16 protein-coding genes are annotated in these 19,422 nt (G+C 60.2%); 10 read left to right on the plus strand and 6 right to left on the minus strand.

Annotation, left to right across the window (positions count from 1 at the left end):
* The first annotated feature begins 9 nt into the window (after positions 1–9).
* From LCQ44_RS06750 to LCQ44_RS06775, 6 genes are all read left to right on the plus strand, one after another.
* Positions 10–714, plus strand: coding sequence for a zinc metallopeptidase (locus LCQ44_RS06750; protein ID WP_225093419.1), 705 nt, complete (start codon positions 10–12; stop codon positions 712–714).
* 115 nt (positions 715–829) lie between these two features.
* Entirely contained in the window at positions 830–2,281 is a 1,452-nt protein-coding gene (gene xseA, locus LCQ44_RS06755; RefSeq protein ID WP_338149090.1) for an exodeoxyribonuclease VII large subunit, read from the plus strand.
* Positions 2,282–2,323: 42 nt separating this feature from the next.
* Positions 2,324–2,590: an exodeoxyribonuclease VII small subunit gene (xseB, locus tag LCQ44_RS06760; RefSeq protein ID WP_117773930.1), complete on the plus strand. Its 267-nt coding sequence runs from the start codon at positions 2,324–2,326 to the stop codon at positions 2,588–2,590.
* 48 nt (positions 2,591–2,638) lie between these two features.
* The gene (locus LCQ44_RS06765; RefSeq protein ID WP_225093420.1) at positions 2,639–2,974 is read left to right on the plus strand and encodes a histidine triad nucleotide-binding protein; all 336 of its coding nucleotides are present in this window, start codon (positions 2,639–2,641) and stop codon (positions 2,972–2,974) included.
* Between the two features lie 147 nt (positions 2,975–3,121).
* Positions 3,122–4,300, plus strand: a complete 1,179-nt coding sequence (locus LCQ44_RS06770) for an acetate/propionate family kinase (RefSeq protein ID WP_006234305.1) — start codon at positions 3,122–3,124, stop codon at positions 4,298–4,300.
* A 164-nt stretch (positions 4,301–4,464) separates the two neighbouring features.
* Entirely contained in the window at positions 4,465–5,643 is a 1,179-nt protein-coding gene (locus LCQ44_RS06775; protein WP_117820680.1) for an acetate/propionate family kinase, read from the plus strand.
* Between the two features lie 97 nt (positions 5,644–5,740).
* Here the strand turns inward: LCQ44_RS06775 and pta are convergent, their stop codons facing one another.
* Positions 5,741–6,721 (minus strand): phosphate acetyltransferase, encoded by a 981-nt coding sequence (pta, locus tag LCQ44_RS06780; RefSeq protein ID WP_055309798.1) that lies wholly within the window; start codon positions 6,719–6,721, stop codon positions 5,741–5,743.
* 231 nt (positions 6,722–6,952) lie between these two features.
* Here pta and glf point away from each other — a divergent pair, with 231 nt between their 5' ends.
* Both glf and LCQ44_RS06790 read left to right on the plus strand, forming a co-directional pair.
* Positions 6,953–8,155: a UDP-galactopyranose mutase gene (gene glf, locus LCQ44_RS06785; protein WP_225093421.1), complete on the plus strand. Its 1,203-nt coding sequence runs from the start codon at positions 6,953–6,955 to the stop codon at positions 8,153–8,155.
* Positions 8,148–9,179 (plus strand): glycosyltransferase family 2 protein, encoded by a 1,032-nt coding sequence (locus LCQ44_RS06790; protein ID WP_225093422.1) that lies wholly within the window; start codon positions 8,148–8,150, stop codon positions 9,177–9,179. The genes glf and LCQ44_RS06790 overlap by 8 nt, the downstream gene beginning before the upstream one ends.
* A gap of 371 nt (positions 9,180–9,550) precedes the next feature.
* Here LCQ44_RS06790 and LCQ44_RS06795 read toward each other — a convergent pair whose 3' ends face one another.
* From LCQ44_RS06795 to ppk1, 5 genes are all read right to left on the minus strand, one after another.
* Complete coding sequence (locus LCQ44_RS06795; protein ID WP_225093423.1) at positions 9,551–10,552, minus strand: P1 family peptidase; 1,002 nt, start codon at positions 10,550–10,552, stop codon at positions 9,551–9,553.
* A gap of 101 nt (positions 10,553–10,653) precedes the next feature.
* Positions 10,654–11,235, minus strand: a complete 582-nt coding sequence (locus LCQ44_RS06800; RefSeq protein ID WP_006234292.1) for a Maf family protein — start codon at positions 11,233–11,235, stop codon at positions 10,654–10,656.
* Entirely contained in the window at positions 11,232–11,774 is a 543-nt protein-coding gene (locus tag LCQ44_RS06805) for a DJ-1 family glyoxalase III (protein ID WP_022094094.1), read from the minus strand. The genes LCQ44_RS06800 and LCQ44_RS06805 overlap by 4 nt, the downstream gene beginning before the upstream one ends.
* A gap of 157 nt (positions 11,775–11,931) precedes the next feature.
* The gene (gene rlmD / locus LCQ44_RS06810; protein ID WP_195620553.1) at positions 11,932–13,260 is read right to left on the minus strand and encodes a 23S rRNA (uracil(1939)-C(5))-methyltransferase RlmD; all 1,329 of its coding nucleotides are present in this window, start codon (positions 13,258–13,260) and stop codon (positions 11,932–11,934) included.
* A gap of 98 nt (positions 13,261–13,358) precedes the next feature.
* Positions 13,359–15,932 (minus strand): polyphosphate kinase 1, encoded by a 2,574-nt coding sequence (gene ppk1, locus LCQ44_RS06815; RefSeq protein ID WP_225093424.1) that lies wholly within the window; start codon positions 15,930–15,932, stop codon positions 13,359–13,361.
* Between the two features lie 557 nt (positions 15,933–16,489).
* Here ppk1 and arcA point away from each other — a divergent pair.
* Both arcA and LCQ44_RS06825 read left to right on the plus strand, forming a co-directional pair.
* Positions 16,490–17,731, plus strand: a complete 1,242-nt coding sequence (arcA, locus tag LCQ44_RS06820) for an arginine deiminase (RefSeq protein WP_055309804.1) — start codon at positions 16,490–16,492, stop codon at positions 17,729–17,731.
* A 149-nt stretch (positions 17,732–17,880) separates the two neighbouring features.
* On the plus strand, positions 17,881–19,005 hold the full coding sequence (locus LCQ44_RS06825) for an aminotransferase (protein ID WP_225093425.1): 1,125 nt from the start codon (positions 17,881–17,883) through the stop codon (positions 19,003–19,005).
* Positions 19,006–19,422 lie beyond the last annotated feature (417 nt).

Consider the following 19,422-nt stretch of genomic DNA (forward strand, 5'->3'; position numbering starts at 1 on the left):
GGAATTCGCATGCCCTATTACTATGGATACGGCTTTGGTATCGACCCGCTGTACCTGCTGGTTGTTCTTGTTTGTACGGTGCTCGGTCTTGCCGCGCAGAGCTATATCAACTCGACGTACAAGACGTGGTCTAAGGTGCGCTCGGACGGCGATACGGGCGCCACGGTCGCTCGCCGCATGCTCGATGCCAACGGTTGTAGTGCCGTGGGCATCAAGGGCGTTGCTGGCGAGCTCACCGATCATTACAACCCGCAGGACAACAACCTGTATCTGTCGGATTCCAACCGTTCGGGCGGCTCGGTCGCAAGCGTTGCTGTCGCTTGTCACGAGGCAGGCCATGCCGCGCAGCGTCAAAGCGGCTATGCCATGATGAAGGTACGTACCGCCCTCGTGCCGGTCGTCAACTTTACCCAGAACACCTGGACCATCGTGCTGCTCATGGGCCTGTTTATGAACATCGCGGGACTCACGACCCTCGCGCTGATCTTCTTCTCGTTTAGCGTGCTGTTCCAGCTCGTTACGCTGCCGGTCGAGATTGACGCCAGCCGCCGCGCCGTGGCGTATATCGAGCAGTCGGGCATGAGCTCCAAACAGGTCAACGGTGCCAAGAAGGTCCTGACGGCCGCCGCGCTTACCTATGTGGCTGCGGCGCTCACCTCGATTATTCAGCTGCTCTATCTTATGGCTCGCTACAACAAAAACTCCAACCGATAACAAATTGGGTCGCTGGGCGCCGCGGGGATTTGTGTCCCCGCGGCGCTGTACTATGTGTTGGACTTGAATTTGCGCAGGGCCGGAGCCCTTGTGCACGATGACGAAAGGAGGCTGCGTGGCAGGCTGGAATCTAACCGGCAATGCCGTTTCCGCCGAGTTCGACGGTTCGGACGAGCAGGAGCGCAAAGAGCTCAGCGTGAGCCAGGCGGTAGAGATCGCCGCCGGTGCGCTCGATGCCATTCCGCAGCTGAGCGTTTTGGGCGAGGTCACGGGTTTTCGTGGCCCAAACGCCCGAAGCGGCCACTGCTACTTTCAGATCAAGGACGACTCGGCGGCCGTCGACTGCATCATCTGGAAGGGCGCCTACCTTAAGCGCACCTTCGACTTGCGCGACGGCATGCAGGTAAGCTTTAAGGGCAGCTTCAATCTCTACAAGCCTACGGGTCGTATGAGCTTCGTCGCCCGCTCGTTCTCGTTAGCGGGGGAGGGTCTGCTGCGTCAACAAGTGGCGCAACTGGCCGAAAAGCTACGCCGCGAGGGCCTGATGGACGAAGCGCGCAAGCGCCGCATCCCGGTGTTCTGCTCCCGCGTGGCAGTCGTCACCTCGCTTTCGGGTGCCGTAATCGACGACGTCAAGCGCACATTGCGTCGTCGCAACCCGCTCGTCGAGCTCGTCTGCGTGGGCGCCAAGGTTCAAGGCGAGGGTGCGCCGGCCGAGCTCATTGAGGGCTTGCGCCGCGCCGCTTCCATTACGCCGGCGCCCGACTGTATTTTGCTGGTGCGCGGCGGCGGCTCCTTTGAGGACCTCATGACCTTTAATGACGAGGAGCTTGCCCGCGCGGTGGCGGCTTGTCCTGTGCCCGTGGTGACCGGCATTGGCCATGAGCCCGACACCTCGATTTGCGACATGGTGAGCGACCGACGCGCCTCTACGCCCACGGCGGCGGCAGAATCGGTGGCGCCGGCTATGACGGAGTTGGCCGATGTGCTCGAGGCGCGCCATCAGCGTCTGGGTGCCGCGATGGCATCGATGATTGGGTCGGCCCAGGTCGACCTGGAGATGCTCGACCAGCGCGGTCGCCGTGCCTGGGATACCTATACGGCTCGCTTGGGCGATGCGCTCGATGCGGCTGCGTGTCGCCCGTGCCTCAACGACCCAACGTTTATGGTTGAGCGTCGCGAGTCTGAGCTTGCCCTGACGGCCGATCGTTTGTCCGGCGCCATAACGCGTTCGGTTGGGGCATTCCGCTCCAACTTTGAGCGTCTGCCCGAGCGTCTGGTTGCAAGCACCTCGGGGTTCGATGGCAAGCGCCATGCGCTCATGCTTGCGAGCTCCCGTCTGGAGCATCAGGGGCGCACGATGCTCAGCAAGCCAGTGTCCGACCTGGGCCGAGCTGCCGCGTCGCTCGATGCTCTGTCGCCGCTCAAAGTGCTTGCCCGTGGCTATTCCATCGCGTACAGCGATGATGGTGTGGCTACGAGCGTCAAGACCTTTAACCCCGGCGACGCCATCCGCGTGCGCATGGCAGACGGCAAAGTGGCGGCAACGGTCGATACGGTCGAGTAACCCGCGTTTCATAGCGATAAACCTTTAGGAAAGGAAACAGATATGGCAGAGAAGACCCCGGTCGAGCAGCTTACGTACAAGCAGGCCTCGCAGGAGCTGGAGCTTATCATTCGCAGCTTGGAGTCGGGCGATATGGAGCTCGAGGAGTCGCTCGAGAGCTATACCCGCGGCGTCGAGCTCCTCAAGAGCCTGCGCACCCGCCTGTCCGATGCCGAGCAGAAGGTTTCGGTGCTCCTTAAGGACGTCGACGGCAACGACGTGCTCGCCGACGGCGAAGCCGCCAACACCGACGACAGTCTCTCGTTCTAACCATCTCGACCAATATAATTACCTTGGTCTGTGAGAAAGGAACCAACCATGTGTGATTGCATCTTCTGCAAAATTGCCAACCACGAGATCCCCTCGACCGTTGTCTATGAGGACAACCAGGTCATCGCCTTCGACGACCTCAACCCCCAGGCGCCGGTCCATACGCTCGTGATCCCCAAGAAGCACTACAGTGACATCGCCGACAACGTGCCGGCTGAGACCATGGGTGCCATGGCTCACGCCATCCAGGAGGTCGCTAAGGCCAAGGGCTTGGAGGACGGTTTCCGCGTCATCTCCAACAAGGGCGTCAACGCCGGTCAGACCGTCATGCACTTTCACATGCACGTCCTCGGCGGCAAAAATCTGGGCGAGAACCTCATCTGAGGACGCTTTTTCCTTGCAATGAAACGGAAGCTCAAGCACCGATAACTTATATATCAACGCAATAAACCCGAGCGCGAGGGCGTTTGGGTTTATTATTGAAACGTATGTAACCTGGCGGCGCCACACCGCCTGTTAGTAGGGAGACACATGAACGTTCTGGTCGTCAACGCAGGATCTTCGACCCTTAAGTATCAGGTCATCGATACCAAGTCCCACAAGGTGTCCGCAAAGGGCTCCTGCGAGCGCGTCTGCTTTACCGGCGGTACCTTCACCCACGCTGCCAACGGTTCCAAGAAGGTGACCGAGAACATCGAGTTCCCCGACCACAAGGTCGCCATCGAGGTCGTCCTGAAGGACCTCGAGGCCAACGGCGTCAAGATCGAGGGTATTGGTCACCGTATCGTTCAGGGCGGCTGGTACTTTGGTGATTCCTCCCTCGTCGACGAGGACGTCCTCGCTAAGATCCGCGAGGTTGCCCCGCTGGCGCCGCTGCACAACAACCCCGAGGCCAACGTTATCGAGTACTGCCTGGAGCAGTATCCCGATCTGCCCAACGTTACGGTCTACGACACCGCTTTTCACTTCAACATGCCCGAGGTTGCCAAGACCTACGCCCTTCCCAAGGATGTTTGCGACAAGCTGCACATCCGTAAGTACGGCGCCCACGGCACCAGCTATCGCTACATCTCCAAGAAGGTCGCCGAGATGACCAACGGCGAGGCCCGCAAGGTCGTCGTGTGCCACATCGGCTCTGGTGCCTCCCTGTGCGCCATCGAGGACGGCAAGTGCATGGATACCACCATGGGCCTCACCCCGCTCGACGGCGTCATGATGGGCACCCGCTGCGGCTCCATTGACCCGGCTACCGTGTGCTACCTGCAGCGCGAGGGTGGCTACACCTTCGACGAGGTCGACGAGATGATGAACAAGAAGTCCGGTCTTTTGGCTGTGACCGGTGGCAAGACCAACGACTGCCGCAACGTCGAGGAGCTCGCCGCCGCTGGCGACCCCGAGGCTCAGCTCGCCTTCGACATGTTCGTCTACAAGATTGCCGCCAAGGCTGCCGAGATGGCTACTTCCATGTGCGGCATGGACACCCTGGTCTTTACCGCCGGCATCGGCGAGCACGCTCCGGCTGTCCGCGCTGGCGTGGCCGACCGTCTGGCCTTTATGGGCGTCAAGATGGACCATGCCCGCAACGCCCTGCGCGGCGACGGCGCTTGGTGCCTGTCCGCCAAGGATTCCAAGGTCAAGATTTTCGTCATCCCCACGGACGAGGAGTTCATGATCGCTTCCGACGTCGAGCGCATCGTCAACGGCAAGTAATTGCAAGAGGGGAGGGGCTGGACGACCGAGCGCCGTTCGGCCCCTCTTTTGTGCTCGTTGGGCGATATGCTTGATAGCTATTTATCAAGTTGTGATAACTTCTTATTAAAATGCGGCCGCCTTAAGGGGTCTGCGTCGACCGTATTGCACTGCAAAGGAGTCTCATGAACGTACTTGTTGTCAACGCCGGCAGCTCAAGCCTTAAATATCAGCTTTTGGATACCGATACCCGCGAGGTTTTCGCCAAGGGCAACTGCGAACGTATCGGTTCGGACATGGGCATCTTTGGCCACTCCGAGAACGGTGGCGCCAAGCAGACCGAGGAGGTCCCTTTCCCCGATCATCGCTCTGCTATCGCTCGTGTGCTCGAGGAGCTCGAGAAGACCGACTTTACGATTGATGGCATTGGTCATCGTATCGTTCAGGGCGGCTGGCACTTCGATGATTCCGCAGTTGTCGACGACGAGGTTATGGCCAAGATTCTCGAGGTGGCCCCGCTCGCCCCGCTGCACAACTACGGCGAGGCCGCGGCGATTGAGTATTGCCGTGAGAAGTATCCGGAGCTGCCCAACGTGGCGGTCTTCGATACCTCGTTCCATATGACCATGCCCGAGGTCGCCTATACCTACGCGCTGCCCAAGGACGTGTGCGACAAGTACCACGTGCGCAAGTACGGCGCCCACGGCACGAGCCACCGCTATGAGTGGATGATGGCCAAGGAGATCCTGGGTTCGCGCTGCCACCGTCTGCTTTCGTGCCACTTGGGTAACGGTGCTTCGCTCGCTGCTATCGAGGACGGCGTGTGCCGCGACACCACGATGGGCCTCACGCCGCTCGACGGCCTGATGATGGGCACTCGCTGCGGTTCCATTGATCCGGCCACCGTGTGCTACCTCCAGCGCGAGGGCGGCTACAGCTATCAGGAAGTCGATGACATGATGAACAAGCAGTCTGGTCTGCTTGCCATCTCGGGCATCTCCAACGACGCCCGCGACATCCGTACACGCGCCTCCGAGGGCGACGAGCGCTGCCTGCTCGCCTTCGATATGTTCGCCTACAAGGCCATGCAGCAGGCTGGCTCCATGATCGCTTCCATGGCGGGCGTGGACACCATCACCTTTACCGCCGGCATCGGCGAGAACGACTGGTCGATCCGCAAGGCCTTCTGCGACTGCTTTGAGTGGCTGGGCGTGCGCATCGACAATAACAAGAACCGCGAGGCCGTGGGCAACGGCCCGCAGGTCATCAGCGCCGCCGGTTCCGCCGTCACGGTCATGGTCATCCCCACCGACGAGGAATACATGATCGCCCACGACGTCGAGCGTCTGACCAAGAACAACTAACGCTCGCATTTGCAAGTAAACGAAAGGCCTCCAGAGCAACAGCTCCGGAGGCCTTTTGCTAGCGGGCGGAAATTCCTGTCCCGAGGGGATATGTTCGCTACTCAGCCATCTGAGCCTGGACGGCGGTGATGGCCACGACACCCACGATGTCGTCGGCAGAGCAGCCGCGCGACAGGTCGTTAACCGGCTTGGCGATGCCCTGCAGGATGGGGCCGTAGGCGTCAGCACCGGCGAAGCGCTGGACCAGCTTGTAGCCGATGTTGCCGGCCTCGAGGTCGGGGAACACGAGCACGTTGGCCTTACCGGCGACGGAGGAGCCGGGGGCCTTGAGCTGGGCGACGGTGGGGACGATGGCGGCGTCGAGCTGCAGGTCGCCGTCGATGGCGAGCTCGGGAGCCTTCTCCTTGCAGAACTTCACGGCCTCCTGGACCTTCTTTGCGACCTCGCCACCGGCGGAGCCCATGGTGGAGTAGGAGAGCATGGCCACGTGCGGCTCAACGTTGCCCATGAAGGTGGACCAGGAGTGGGCCGAGGCGATGGCGATCTCGGAGAGCTCGTCGGAGGACGGGTTGATGTTGAGGCCGCAGTCGGCGAAGATCAGCGTGCCGTCGGTACCGAACTGCGGGGTGTCGGTGCACATCACGAAGAAGGCCGAGACCAGCTTGGTGCCCGGGGCGGTCTTGAGGATCTGAAGCGCAGGGCGCAGGGTGTCGGCGGTGGAGTGGCAGGCGCCGGAGACCAGGCCGTCGGCATCGCCCATCTTGACCATCATGGTGCCAAAGTAGGTGGCGTCCATCACCTGGGCGCGAGCCTGCTCGATGGTAACGCCCTTCTTGGCGCGGAGCTCGGCAAACTTCTGCGCGTACTCCTCGTGCTTCTCGGCATTGCGCGGGTCGATGACGGTGGCGCCGGGAACGTCGATCTCGTCGGGGTTGCCCAGGATGACGATCTTTGCCAGGCCCTCCTCGATGATCTTGGTGGCCGCGACGATGGTGCGCGGATCCTCGCCCTCGGGCAGGACGATCGTCTTAAGGTCGGCCTTGGCGGCAGACTTCATACGGTTAAGGAAATCGCTCATGTTACTCCTTACAAGCGTTTCGCTAAGCTCCAGGCGCCCGGCTGTTCACGAATAAACCCGCTGCTAGCGGGTCTACCTTTCAATTATGTTCGCCGCGGTGCTTGAGCTTTCCTTGTGTGGCAAGCTCATTATAGGACGCATTAGCGCTATAATCGCTCTGATAAATATGTCTCGAAGAATGTTCGAGAAAAGCCCAGCTAACGAGCCCGTGGCTTTTGACAAGGAGTATCGATGCAGATTACCTCAGGCCTGCCTGAAGGCTTTAACGCCGGCGCGTACGACATGATTGTCGTCGGTGCTGGATATGCCGGTGCCGTTTGCGCCCGCCGTCTTGCCGAGACCATCGGCTATCGTGTTGCCGTTTTGGAGCGCCGTAGCCACATTGCGGGCAATGCCTATGACTGCACTGACGAGGCCGGAATCCTGATCCACGAGTACGGTCCGCATATCTATCACACCTTTAACGAGCGCGTGCACAATTTCCTGTCGCGCTTTACCAAGTGGACGGATTATCAGCACAAGGTGCTCGCCAACATCAACGGTACCCTTATGCCCGTGCCCTTCAACCATGCGAGTCTCAAGCTCGCCTTTGGTGACGAGCGCGGCGAGGAGCTGTATCAGAAGCTCGTGGAGACCTTTGGCAAGGATGTCAAGGTGCCCATTATGGAGCTGCGTAAGAAGAACGACCCGGATCTTGCCGAGGTCGCCGATTACGTCTACGAGAACGTCTTTTTGCATTACACCATGAAGCAGTGGGGCCAGACGCCCGATCAGATCGACCCCTCGATCACCGGCCGCGTTCCCGTCTTTGTGGGCGATGATGACCGCTACTTCCCGCAAGCTCCCTTCCAGGGCATGCCGCAGGAGGGCTACACGGCGCTCTTTGAGCACATGCTCGACCACGACCTGATCGACGTGTTCTGCGACGTGGACGCCCGCGATCTCTTTGAGATCGACGAGACCACCGTCAAGATCGACGGCAAGGTCTATGGTGGCGAGATTGTCTATACCGGTCCACTCGACGAGCTGTTCAACCTCGACTTGGGTGCGTTGCCGTACCGCACGCTCGATATGAAGTTCGAGACGCTCGATACGGACCAGTTCCAGCCCGTGGGCACCGTCAACTACACCACGAGCGAGGACTACACGCGTATCACCGAGTTCAAGAACATGACCGGTCAGGTCCTGCCCGGCAAGACCACCATCATGAAGGAGTACTCCAAGGCCTATACGCCCGGCTCGGGCGAGACGCCGTACTACGCCATTCTTGAGCCCGAGAACCGTGAGCTCTATGAGCGCTATCTTGAGCGCGTCCAGAACCTGACGAACTTCCACCCGGTGGGTCGTCTGGCCGAGTATCGTTACTACGATATGGACGCCGTGACCAATTCCGCCCTCGATCTTTCGGATGAGATTATCGCCTGCCATGCATAAAGTCATAACATTCGGTATTCCCTCGTATAACGCCGCCAAGGACATGGACCATTGCATCACCTCCATCTTGGAGGGGAGCAATTACGCCACCGATATCGAGATTATCGTGGTGGACGACGGCTCCAAGGACGAGACGGCCGCCAAGGCCGACGAGTGGGAGGCGCGTTATCCCGGTATCATTCGCGCGGTACACCAGGAGAACGGCGGCCACGGTATTGCCGTCCTTTCGGGTCTGCGCGAGGCACAGGGCACTTACTACAAGGTCGTCGACTCGGACGACTGGCTCGACGCTGCGGCTCTTTCGACTATGCTGTCGATTCTGCGTGGCTTTGAAGAGCGCGATCAGCGCGTTGACCTGTTTATCTCGAACTACGTGTACGAGAAGGTTTACGAGGGCACGCATACCGCTATTGGCTACAAATTTGCCCTGCCGCGCAAGAAGATCTTTTCCTGGGATCAGATCGGTCATTTCCGCCTGGACCAGAACCTACTCATGCACAGCCTGTGCTATCGCACGGATGTGCTGCGCGAGTCCAACCTTCCCATGCCGCCGCACACGTTCTATGTGGACAACATCTACGCCTACGTGCCGCTGCCGCGTTGCAAGACCATGTACTACGCCGACATCGACCTCTATCACTACTTTATCGGTCGCGAGGGCCAGAGTGTCAACGAGGCCACGATGGTCAAGCGTCTGGACCAGCAGTTCCGTGTGACGCGTATCATGATGGAGTCGTACCACCTGTACAGCGATGTTGAGTCGTCGCGTCTGCGCTCGTACATGATGGGCTATTTCACCATGATGATGGCGATCTGCTCGGTGCTCACCAAGCTTTCCGAGGAAGATTGCGCCGACGAGCGCCTAAAGACGCTGTGGAATGATTTGAAGGCCTACGACGAGCGTATGTATCGTCGTGCCCGCTACGGCGTGGTCGGGTTCTTCACCAATCTGCGCGGTCGTGCCGGTGACAAAACCACACTCGGCCTATACCGTCTTGCTTCAAAGATCTTCAAATTCAACTAGCTGCTGAGTAATCGCTGCTGATAGGTTGACTGGGCCCCTTGGCCTTTAGTTTGCTACTGCGAACAGTCCTGCTCGCACGGAAAGCACATTAAGTGCTTTCCGACTCGTGCGGAACTTGTATCAAACTAAAGGCCAAGGGGCCTCTGCTACAAGAATCGATTGTCAGGTTATTTGAATTTGAAGATCTTCGACGCGCGGTACACAGGGGCCTGGGCTGAAAAGAATCTGGTTGGTAGGTTGCCCGGTGGGGCTTGGTTGTGTTTGTCGCGAGTTCCGCACGAGCCGAAGAGCACTTAATGTGCTCTTCGTGCGAGCCAGGACTGTAGAGCAGCAAACATAACCAAGCCCCACCGGGCAACCGTCAGGTTAGGCTACTTCGCGGCGCCGGGGATGCCGTGGGAGGTTTTTGCGGTTTTGGCTCCGTTTACGATGGCGGTTTCCAGGGCCCTTACGGCGAGCATGCCCAGCAGGTCTAGGGGAACGGCGGCGCTTGCCTGGGCGCCCAGTTTGCCGCTGGCGAGGGTGTAGATGGTGTCGCCGTCGTTGGTGGTGTGCGTGGGACGGATGGCGTGTGCGTAGGCGTCTGCGGCCATCTGGGAGACCTTGGTGGCTTGTGCCTTAGTGAGTTCCACGTTGGTGACGATGCAGCTGATGGTGGTGTTGGTGCGGTCGAGCGGCATCTGCATGGATCCGGCGGCGGCAAAGGCTGCGAGTTCCATGTCGACGATTTGGTCGCTATCGGCTGCGGCGCGCATACCGGCGACCCACTCGCCGGTGAAGGGGTCGACAACGTTGCCGCAGGCGTTGACCGAGACCACGGCGCCCACCTTGATGGGGCCGAGCGCCACGGCGGCAGCGCCAAGGCCGGCCTTCATGCAGGTAGCGGGGCCCATGAGCTTACCCACGGTAGCGCCCGTGCCGGCGCCTACGTTGCCCTGTTCGAGCTTGGTGGGGGTGTTGTCGAGTGCTTCGCGCACGGCGGCGATGCCGGCCTCAATGTCGGGGCGAACGGTGGGGTTACCAAAGGCGAGGTCGAAGATACAGCTCGAGCACACGATAGGCACCTGCGTGGGGCCGACGGGAAGGCCGATGCCGCGGCTCTCAAGCTCGCGAGCGACGCCGCTTGCAGCCTCGAGGCCAAAGGCCGATCCGCCCGAAAGGCAGACGGCGTGGACCTTGTCGACGGTGTTCTCGGGTCGCAGCAGGTCGGTCTCGCGCGAAGCGGGAGCACCGCCGCGAACGTCAACGCCGCCGGTGGCGCCCTCGGGTGCCACGATTACGGTGCAACCGGTGCCGGCCTCCTCGTCCGTATAGTTGCCATAGCAAAAGCCATCGACATCGCAGACGTCAATGGCCTCGAGCAGTGTATCCATGTTTAACTCCTATCGGTTTTCCGCCGCGCCTTGTGCCCGGTCGGGATCCGTACGGTACGCCAAAATTGTAGGCGCTGGGGGATACCCAGCGCCAGATGCAATTACGAGAGTTTTTGAATCGCGCGCGCGACGCGGGCGATGGGTAGGCCCACCACGTTATAGAAGTCGCCCGAAATATCGTGCACGAGCATGCGGCCGCCTGTGCCCTGGATGCCGTAGGCGCCTGCCTTATCCATGGGCTCACCCGAGGCAACGTAGTGCTCGATCTGCTCGTCGGTGAGCTCGTAGAATGTCACGTCGGTCATATCGACAAACGACAGGCTCTCGGCGGCATGCGGGGCGGCCGTATCGCCTGCCTTAACGATGCAGACGCCGGTTGCGACCTGGTGCGTGCGGCCCGAAAGCTCACGGAGCATGGTGCGCGCCTCGCCCTCGGTTGCCGGCTTGCCCAAAATCTTGCCGTCGAAGGTGACGATGGTGTCGGCCGCGACCGTCAGCTCATTGGGCTCGGCATACTCGGCAGCAACGGCAGCCGCCTTGGCGCGTGCCAAGCGCTCGACAAGCGTGAGCGGGGCCTCGCCATCAAAGGGCGTTTCGTCGATATCCGCGGGAATCACGCGAATGTTGTAGCCTGCCTCGCGCATCAGCTCTATGCGGCGCGGTGATTGCGAAGCCAAAATCATAGTTGGATGCCCTCGGCGACCTTCTCGACAGCCTTGTCGCCGGCGATCGTGCGCAGCAGCTCAAGCGCAAAGGGGAGCGACTGGGCCATGCCGCTGGCGGTGATGATGTTGCCGTCTTGCGTAACCTTCTCGCCGGTATAGGCGCCCTCGGGGAAGCTTTTCTCAAAGCCAGGGAAGCACGTGGCGTGGCGCCCCTCGAGCAGGTCGAGCTCGCCCAGGATAAACGGGGCGGCGCAGATGGCGGCGACGTGCTTGGTCGCGGCGAACTCGCAGACCACGTCGCAGACGCGCTGATCGGCGCGCAGGTTGGTGGCACCGGGCAGGCCGCCGGGCAGCACGACGCAGTCGTACTCGTCAAAGTTGATCTCATCAAAGAGCGCATCGCAGGTCACGGGGATCTGCAGCGAGCTTACGACCTCGCGCGTGGGCATAATCGAGACGAGCGTGGCGCGCACGCCGCCGCGACGCATGACATCGACCATGGTCAGGCATTCAATCGTTTCAAAGCCATCGGCGGCAAGAACGGCAACGCTGGGCATAAGGGTTCCTTTCATAGGGCGGCATACAATTAGCCGTCTTATACCCCGAAGACCCCCGCTTGCCACGCTCGATTTCCCAATGTTTAAAAGGGACGGGGATTAAATAATCATTCGGTACAAATTGATCATTTAATCCCCGTCCCAGAAAAATCATCAGCTAGTTGCGCCTAAGGTGGACGACGGTCTCGCAGTGGAAGGTTTGTGGGAACAGATCGACTGGCGTGATCTTTACGGGGGAGAAGGTGCCTTCTTCGACAAAGCGTTTGAGATCGCGCGCCAGGGTGGCCGGGTCGCAGCTCACATAGGCGACATCGCGAGCGCTTGTGCTGGCGATGAGGTCGATGGCCTCAGGTGCTAGGCCTGCACGCGGCGGGTCGACTACTAGGACATCGGCGTCCTGGTCGGGGAACTCGCGCACCGCGTCTCCGCCAATGACGTCGACGTTATCAAGCTTGTTGATTTCCAGGTTACGGCGTAGATCGCGCACGGCGGGGCCGTAGGCCTCGACGGCAGCGACAAAGTCGCAGCGGCGGGCGAGCGGCAGGGTAAAGGTGCCGGCACCGCAGTACAGGTCCACGGCAAGCTCGTCTTCCTGCGGATCGAGCGCCTCCATAACGAGCTCGATCAAAATCTCGGCGCCCTTGGTGTTGACTTGGAAAAACGATGGGGCGGACAGGCGCATCTGGCCGTCAGCGATGTTCTCGGTCCACGAGCCCTCACCGGCGAGCATCTCCACCTTAGAGACACGGCGGGCCTTCTTTTCGCCCTTGCTCATCACGCGCACGATGCTCGTGGGATGAGCGGCGTCCGCCAGCACGCGGGAGACCTGCGAGCGCGGAAAAGAGCCTGTCGGCGTCCAGAGTGCGACCTCGAGTGCCTTGGTGCGGCGCGATGCGCGAATGCCCACGCGTTCGAGCCCCAAGTCATGGCTGCCGCTTAGATAGTTAAGTGCGCCGACGACCGATTTGAGTGCCTTCGGGAAGCGCTTATCGAACAGCGGACACATATCGACGGTCACGATTTTGCTGGGGTCGACACCGTGCATGCCAAGGCGCACGCGACCGTTGACGACGGTCGGTTCGAGCTCGATTTTATTGCGGTAGCCCCAGTCGTCCTTGGTGTGGCAGATGGGCTGTACCAACTCATCGACCTGCTCAGGAGCGAACTTGCCGATGCGCTCGAGCGTGGAGCGCAGGTTTTGCTCCTTGGCGGCGAGCTGTGCCGTGCGTGAGAGATTGCCCCACGAGCAGCCGCCGCAGATGCCCACGAAGGGGCAGGGAGGCTGAATGCGATCGGGGCTTGGCTCCAGAATCTCGGTGGTGCGGGCGCGCATGAACGACTTGCCGTCCTGTACGACCTCGGCCTCGACGATGTCGCCTGCCACGGCACCCTGCACAAAGACGGCCTTGCCGTTGTCGGCGTGCGCCAGCCCGTCGGCGCCGTAGGTCATCGATTCTATAGTGAGCTTCATATTCCTGCCTGTCATTCGCGTTGTTGTTCGCACCATGGTAGCAGGGAAAAGCGCCCCGCATCCGAGGCTTTCCTCAAATGCGGGGCGCTTCTACAAACTGCTTCTACAAACGACTATTTCGTCTTGCCGGTAATGAGCGTCTTAAGACCCAGGCCGATCAGGCCCAGACCCATGCGCACGCGGCCGGGGCGATGGCGCTCGATGGCCTTGGTCTTGCCAGCGGGCTTATCGCGACGGGCACTCGTCTCGGGTGCGGGCTTGGTGACCTGAGGCTCGGGCCGAGGTACAGGTGCAGGCTCGGGCTCAATGACGGTCGCCTGGACCTTCTGAACCTCGGGTGCGGCCGGCTGCGGCTCAGGAGCAGGGGCGGGCTTTGCCTCGGCGGCGGGCCCCGGAGTCGCGGTAGCGGGCGCGGGCGCTTTCTCCACGGCGGGCTCTGCGGCAGCCTCGGGCTCATTCACCGGGGGAGCGGCAACCGCTTTCGGTTTGGCAGCTGCCCCATGTTCAACCTCGGCCTGAATAGCCTCCTCGGCTACGCGTTCCTTCTCCTGTGCGCGCTGTTGCGCGGCGGCCTCGGCGTTGCGATAGGCACGCTCCAGCAGAGCTTCCTGCGAGTTGAAGGGTTTTTCACCCTCTGCACGCTCCACGGGGACCCAGGTGCCGTCGCTCGTGAGGCTGCGGGCCTTCACGTTGTCCCGCAGCTGCATGCCCATGTACTCGTGCACTAGGGCGCGGCAGGTGGGGTCGAGCACGGGGAAGGCGATCTCCACGCGGTGCTCGGTGTTGCGCGTCATCATATCGGCTGAGCTCAGGTAAATCATGTCCGAGTCCACGCCGAAAGCATAGACGCGCGCGTGCTCCAAAAAGCGTCCGACGATGGAGCGGACATGCACGTTCTCGGTCTTGCCCGGAACACCGGGCTTGAGGCACGAGATGCCGCGGATGATCATGTCTACGCGCACGCCGGCACACGATGCCTCGGCGATCTTGTCGATAACCTCGCGGTCGGTCAGTGAGTTGAGCTTAAAGAACACGCGGGCGGGCTCGCCGGCAAGGGCGCGCTGGATCTCGCGGTCAAGCCCGCGCATGATGAGCGGTTTCAGTCCGACGGGCGCCACACCCAGGAAGCGGTAGTCGCCGCGCAGGTTGCCCAGCGACAGATTGCGGAAGAACAGGTTGGCGTCTTCACCGATGCCGGGATGGGCTGTCATGAGCATAAAGTCGCTGTAGAGTTTGGCCGTCTTCTCGTTAAAGTTGCCGGTGCCCAAAAGCGTGAGGCGGGTGAGCGCCATGCCCTCGCGATAGGTGAGCTGGCAGATCTTGGAGTGGCACTTAAAGCCTTCGGAGCCGTAGATGACGGTGCAGCCTGCCTCTTCCAGACGCTCGGCCCACTCGATGTTGTTCTGCTCGTCAAAGCGGGCGCGGAGCTCCATGAGCACCGTGACCTCTTTGCCGTTCTCGGCAGCATCGATCAGCGACTCGCACAGGCGGCTCTGCTTGGCCACGCGGTAGAGCGTGATGCGCAGCGAGATGCACTCGGGGTCGTAGGCGGCCTCGTGCACCAGATCCAGGAAGGGGTTCATGGCCTCGTAGGGATAAAAGAGCAGCTTGTCGTGCTGCAGCACCTGCTCGCGGATGGAGCGGGTCATGTCGATGGTGGGATTGGGCTGCGGCCTAAACGGCGTAAAGAGCAGCTCGTTGCGCAGGTGCTCGGGAATCTTGCCCTCAATGCCAAAGACGTAGCCCAGGTCGAGCGGGATATCGCAGGTAAAGACAGAGCGGCGCGAAAGCTCGAGCGCCTTGCGGATGGTCTTGAGCGTTGCCTTCTCGAGCGACCCCGAGACCGCGAGCACTACCGGCTGCAGACGCAGGCGCTTCTTGAGGATGCGCTTCATGTGCTGGCGGTAGTCCTCTTCCTCTTCGACGCCCTCGCCGTCCGGATCGATGTCGGCGTTGCGGGTGACGCGGATCAGCGCACGATCCAGCGGCTTATAGGAGCCAAAGCAGCTGTCCAGGCAGGCGAGGATGACGTCCTCGAGCAAGATGTAGGAGTAGGTGCCGGTGGGCGAGGGGATCTCGACCACGCGGTTCATCGAGGCGGGAATCTCGATAAGGCCCAGCAGGCTCTCCTCGTCGGTGGCGCCGTCCAGACCACAGGCCAGATAGAGCGCGCCATTGCGTAGGTTGGGGAAGGGGTGGCGAGGATCGATGACCAGCGGCGAGATGACCGGCGACACGTAGGCCTGGAAGTAGCGGGTTACAAAGGTGCGCTCCTCGGGCGTAAGCGAATCGATGCGGGCGCGGTGAACGCCCAAGGTGTCGAGCTTGCCCTCGATGCTCTTAAAGATGGACTCCCAACGGGTAAGGAGCCCGGGCATTTCGGCCATGACAGCATCGACCTGTTCGGAGGCGGTCATATTGCTCTTGTTGTCGACAGGTTGCTTTTTGAGCTCTGCCAGATCGGACAGGCCGCCCACGCGCACCATGAGAAACTCGTCGAGGTTAGACTCGAAAATCGACACGAACTTTAGACGCTCGAACAGCGGAACGGTCTCGTCGAAGGCTTCGTCAAGCACACGGTTGTCAAAGCGCAGCCAGCTAAGCTCTCGGTTTTGTGTATATGAAAAATCACGCGGCGGCTTGCGCAGCTTTGCGGCGGCTTGCTTCTTTTCGATTTTGCTCGGCATATGCATCTGTCCGTTCAGTCCCCACAGGGGACGGTAGCCTAACACTATTCACTATTGTCTCAATTTAGTCGACCTGTGGCACGGACGTATCGCGTGAACGGTATCTTTACCTACTTCTTACGCTGCCAAGGCATGCAACTAACTGCCCAACTCGTTTAGAAACAATCTATATCCATACTCAATTGGTGAGGATGTATGAATAAGAATGATTGCGAGCTGAATATAATCGAATCCAAATTGAATCATGAACAAACGACATATATATGCAGAAAACCGTTTTAGCTATGCAATTCCTAAACATGAAAATATTTGTGCAATCTAGCTTAATTCCTTAGAAAAAAGAACATTTACCTTTGAAAACCTGCTTTAGAGAACCGAAGTGCATCATGGGGGAATCATATGAGATATACCGTTCATCGCACTTTGCTGACCGTTCGGGGGCGAGGTGGAATTGCAGGTGGTTTTTGGATATAACTAGAGCTGTCAGCAAGCAGCGTCCCATACGGAGGGGCGCTGATACATTCGGCCAGTAAGGCCCGAAAGAAAGGTAGGAGGCCATGACGAAAGGTCTGCACGTGCCTTCCGAGATCGGCAAGCTCAGGAAGGTCTGCCTGCACCGTCCCGGCGACGAGCTCCTCAACCTGCCGCCCGACGAGCTCGAGCGACTCCTGTTCGACGACGTCCCGTTCCTGGAGGTCGCGCAGCAGGAGCACGACACCTTCGCCCAGATCCTGAGGGACCAGGGCGTGGAGGTCCTCTACCTCGAGAACCTCGTCGCCGAGGTGTTCGACCAGGTCCCCGGCGCCCGCGCCGAGTTCACCGACCAGTACATCGCCGAGGCCGGCATCCGCGGCCAGCACATGCCGCAGATCGTCCGCGAGAAGCTGGACTCCATCGAGGACAACCTCGAGTTCGTCAAGAAGACCATGGCCGGCATGACCAAGTCCGAGATCGACATGCCCCTCACGGCGTCCACGACCCTCGACTCCCTGGTCAACTCCGAGTCCGAGTCCGACCTGATCATCGACCCGATGCCCAACCTCTACTTCACCCGCGACCCGTTCGCGGTCATCGGCGAGGGCGTCAACCTCAACCGCATGTACTCGGTCACCCGCAACCGCGAGACCCTGTACGGCAAGTACATCTTCAAGTACCACCCCGACTACAAGGACGTCTCGCTGTACTTCCGCCGCGACTGCCAGTTCCACACCGAGGGCGGCGACGTGCTGAACATCAACGAGAAGACCCTCGCCGTCGGCATCTCCCAGCGCACCCAGGCCGCCGCGATCGACGTCATGGCCCAGAACATCTTCTGGAACTCCGACTCCAAGGTCGAGCGCATCCTGGCCTTCGACATCCCGGTCTCGCGCGCCTTCATGCACCTCGACACGGTCTTCACCCAGATCGACGTCGATAAGTTCACGATCCACCCCGCCATCATGGGCACCCTGCGCGTCTACGAGCTGACCGCCGGCAAGAACCCGGGCGACGTGAACATCCGCCTGATCGAGGACACCCTCGAGCACGTCCTGGAGGACGCCACCGGCGTCGACCAGGTCAAGCTGATCCCCTGCGGCGGCGGCGACCCGATCGCGGCCTCCCGCGAGCAGTGGAACGACGGCTCCAACACCCTGTGCGTCGAGCCCGGCAAGATCTGCGTCTACGCCCGCAACACCGTCACCAACGACGTGCTGTACAAGGAGGGCCTGGACCTTCTCGTCGTGCCCTCCGCCGAGCTCTCCCGCGGCCGCGGCGGCCCGCGCTGCATGAGCATGCCCTTCTGGCGCGAGGACCTCTAAGGTCTTTCAGGACCCGTACAGGTCATAATACATACATCTAGCTGCAATTAGATGTCTCCCATTGGGGCGGTGCGGGTTTTCGCACCGCCCCAATCTTGTATGAGGGACGTCAACACGATTGGATGACTGCTTTTGTAAGGAGCTTGGCCATGGACATCAAGACGATTGGCGTTGAGGAATGGCTCAACGTTTGGGAGAAAAGTGCCACGTGGGACATCGCCCAGTCGACGATCTCGTCGCTCACCATGGGCGAGCTGCGCGCGCTCGATGAGCAGGACGGCGCCACGTTCTACGAGCGCTTGGACCGCGAGAAGATGAACTACGGCTGGATCGAGGGCTCGCCGGAGTTTAAGGCCGTGGTTGCCAAGCTGTATCGTCAGGAGGTCAATCCCGACCACATTCTGCAGACCAATGGCTGCACGGGTGCGAACCTCAACGCCATCATGGCCGTGGTCGAGCCCGGCGACCACGTTATCGCCGAGTGGCCCACCTACGCACCGCTCTACGAGATTCCGCGCACGCTGGGCGCCGAGGTCGAGTATTGGGAGCTTCGCGAGGAACTCGGCTGGAAGCCCGATATCGAGGAACTCAAGCGCTTGGTGCGCCCCAACACCAAGCTTATCTGCATAAACAACGCATCGAACCCCATCGGTACGGTGCTCGATACCGATATGCTCGGCCAGATTGCCGAGATCGCCCGTTCGGTGGGCGCCTACGTGCTGTGCGACGAGGTGTATCTGCCGCTCGAAAACACTGAGTCCTTTATGTCGATGGTCGACGTGTACGAGAGGGCCATTGTCACCAACTCGTTGTCGAAGACCTATTCGACGCCTGCGGCCCGCGTGGGCTGGGTCGTGGCCGACGAAGAGGTGTCCAACCGCATCCGTACCTATCGCGATTACACCATGATCTGCGGCGGTGTGTTCAACGACGCCTTGGCGACCTATGTGCTTGAGCACAAGGACAAGATCCTCGAGCGCAATCGCAAGATCGTGTTTGGCAACCGCGATATCGCGCAGGCTTGGATCGATACGCAGCATCGCGTTTCCTGGACGGCCCCACAGGGCGTGTCTACCTCGTTTATCCAGCTGGATATTCCCGAGGACGACGAGGAGTTCTGCAAGCGCCTGCTGTCCGAGAGGGGAGTGCTGCTGGTACCCGGCAGCCGCTTTGAGCTTCCCTGTGGCGCACGCCTGGGCTACTGCGCGAGCGAGGACGTTCTGCGCGAGGGCCTGAGGCTTTTGGGCGAGGCGCTGGCGGAGTTTGATCGCTAGGATTCCGATGATCTTCGAGGGCGTTATCTAAATTGGCCGAAGATAATCGAAAACGGACCCGTTTCCCTAGTGAAGCGGGTCCGTTTTTCTATACCGAGAAGTCAAGTTGTTACAAATGGGGCCGTAAAGCGAGCCGGTATCCGCTGGGCCTTATACTGAGTTTCCGGTGAACGGTATCAAGCGTCTGGTAAACGGTAATTTATTTACCAGAAATGAATAGGACAATCTTTTTTCTGAATAAAAATGAAAATGGTTGAGACGCGGTATGAACCGCTAATTCTATTCATAGCTTTAGTGGAAATATGCAATTTGAGGATGATTTAACAAAGTTAAGTTCCATTTGATTTTAGGATTGAAAACGCGTTTAAGCACGTAAATACGCTTTATTAAGATGAAGTGTGCCATGCGTGAAGTATA

The organism is Collinsella aerofaciens (assembly GCF_020181355.1).
Taxonomy (GTDB): Bacteria; Actinomycetota; Coriobacteriia; order Coriobacteriales; family Coriobacteriaceae; genus Collinsella.

Excerpts from the sequence above, each read along its gene's own strand:
- LCQ44_RS06750 (WP_225093419.1), top strand. The coding sequence starts at position 10 with ATGCCCTATTACTATGGATACGGCTTTGGTATCGACCCGCTGTACCTG.
- xseB (WP_117773930.1), top strand. The coding sequence starts at position 2,324 with ATGGCAGAGAAGACCCCGGTCGAGCAGCTTACGTACAAGCAGGCCTCG.
- LCQ44_RS06765 (WP_225093420.1), top strand. The coding sequence starts at position 2,639 with ATGTGTGATTGCATCTTCTGCAAAATTGCCAACCACGAGATCCCCTCG.
- LCQ44_RS06770 (WP_006234305.1), top strand. The coding sequence starts at position 3,122 with ATGAACGTTCTGGTCGTCAACGCAGGATCTTCGACCCTTAAGTATCAG.
- LCQ44_RS06775 (WP_117820680.1), top strand. The coding sequence starts at position 4,465 with ATGAACGTACTTGTTGTCAACGCCGGCAGCTCAAGCCTTAAATATCAG.
- pta (WP_055309798.1), bottom strand. The coding sequence starts at position 6,721 with ATGAGCGATTTCCTTAACCGTATGAAGTCTGCCGCCAAGGCCGACCTT.
- glf (WP_225093421.1), top strand. The coding sequence starts at position 6,953 with ATGCAGATTACCTCAGGCCTGCCTGAAGGCTTTAACGCCGGCGCGTAC.
- LCQ44_RS06790 (WP_225093422.1), top strand. The coding sequence starts at position 8,148 with ATGCATAAAGTCATAACATTCGGTATTCCCTCGTATAACGCCGCCAAG.
- LCQ44_RS06795 (WP_225093423.1), bottom strand. The coding sequence starts at position 10,552 with ATGGATACACTGCTCGAGGCCATTGACGTCTGCGATGTCGATGGCTTT.
- LCQ44_RS06800 (WP_006234292.1), bottom strand. The coding sequence starts at position 11,235 with ATGATTTTGGCTTCGCAATCACCGCGCCGCATAGAGCTGATGCGCGAG.
- LCQ44_RS06805 (WP_022094094.1), bottom strand. The coding sequence starts at position 11,774 with ATGCCCAGCGTTGCCGTTCTTGCCGCCGATGGCTTTGAAACGATTGAA.
- rlmD (WP_195620553.1), bottom strand. The coding sequence starts at position 13,260 with ATGACAGGCAGGAATATGAAGCTCACTATAGAATCGATGACCTACGGC.
- ppk1 (WP_225093424.1), bottom strand. The coding sequence starts at position 15,932 with ATGCCGAGCAAAATCGAAAAGAAGCAAGCCGCCGCAAAGCTGCGCAAG.
- arcA (WP_055309804.1), top strand. The coding sequence starts at position 16,490 with ATGACGAAAGGTCTGCACGTGCCTTCCGAGATCGGCAAGCTCAGGAAG.
- LCQ44_RS06825 (WP_225093425.1), top strand. The coding sequence starts at position 17,881 with ATGGACATCAAGACGATTGGCGTTGAGGAATGGCTCAACGTTTGGGAG.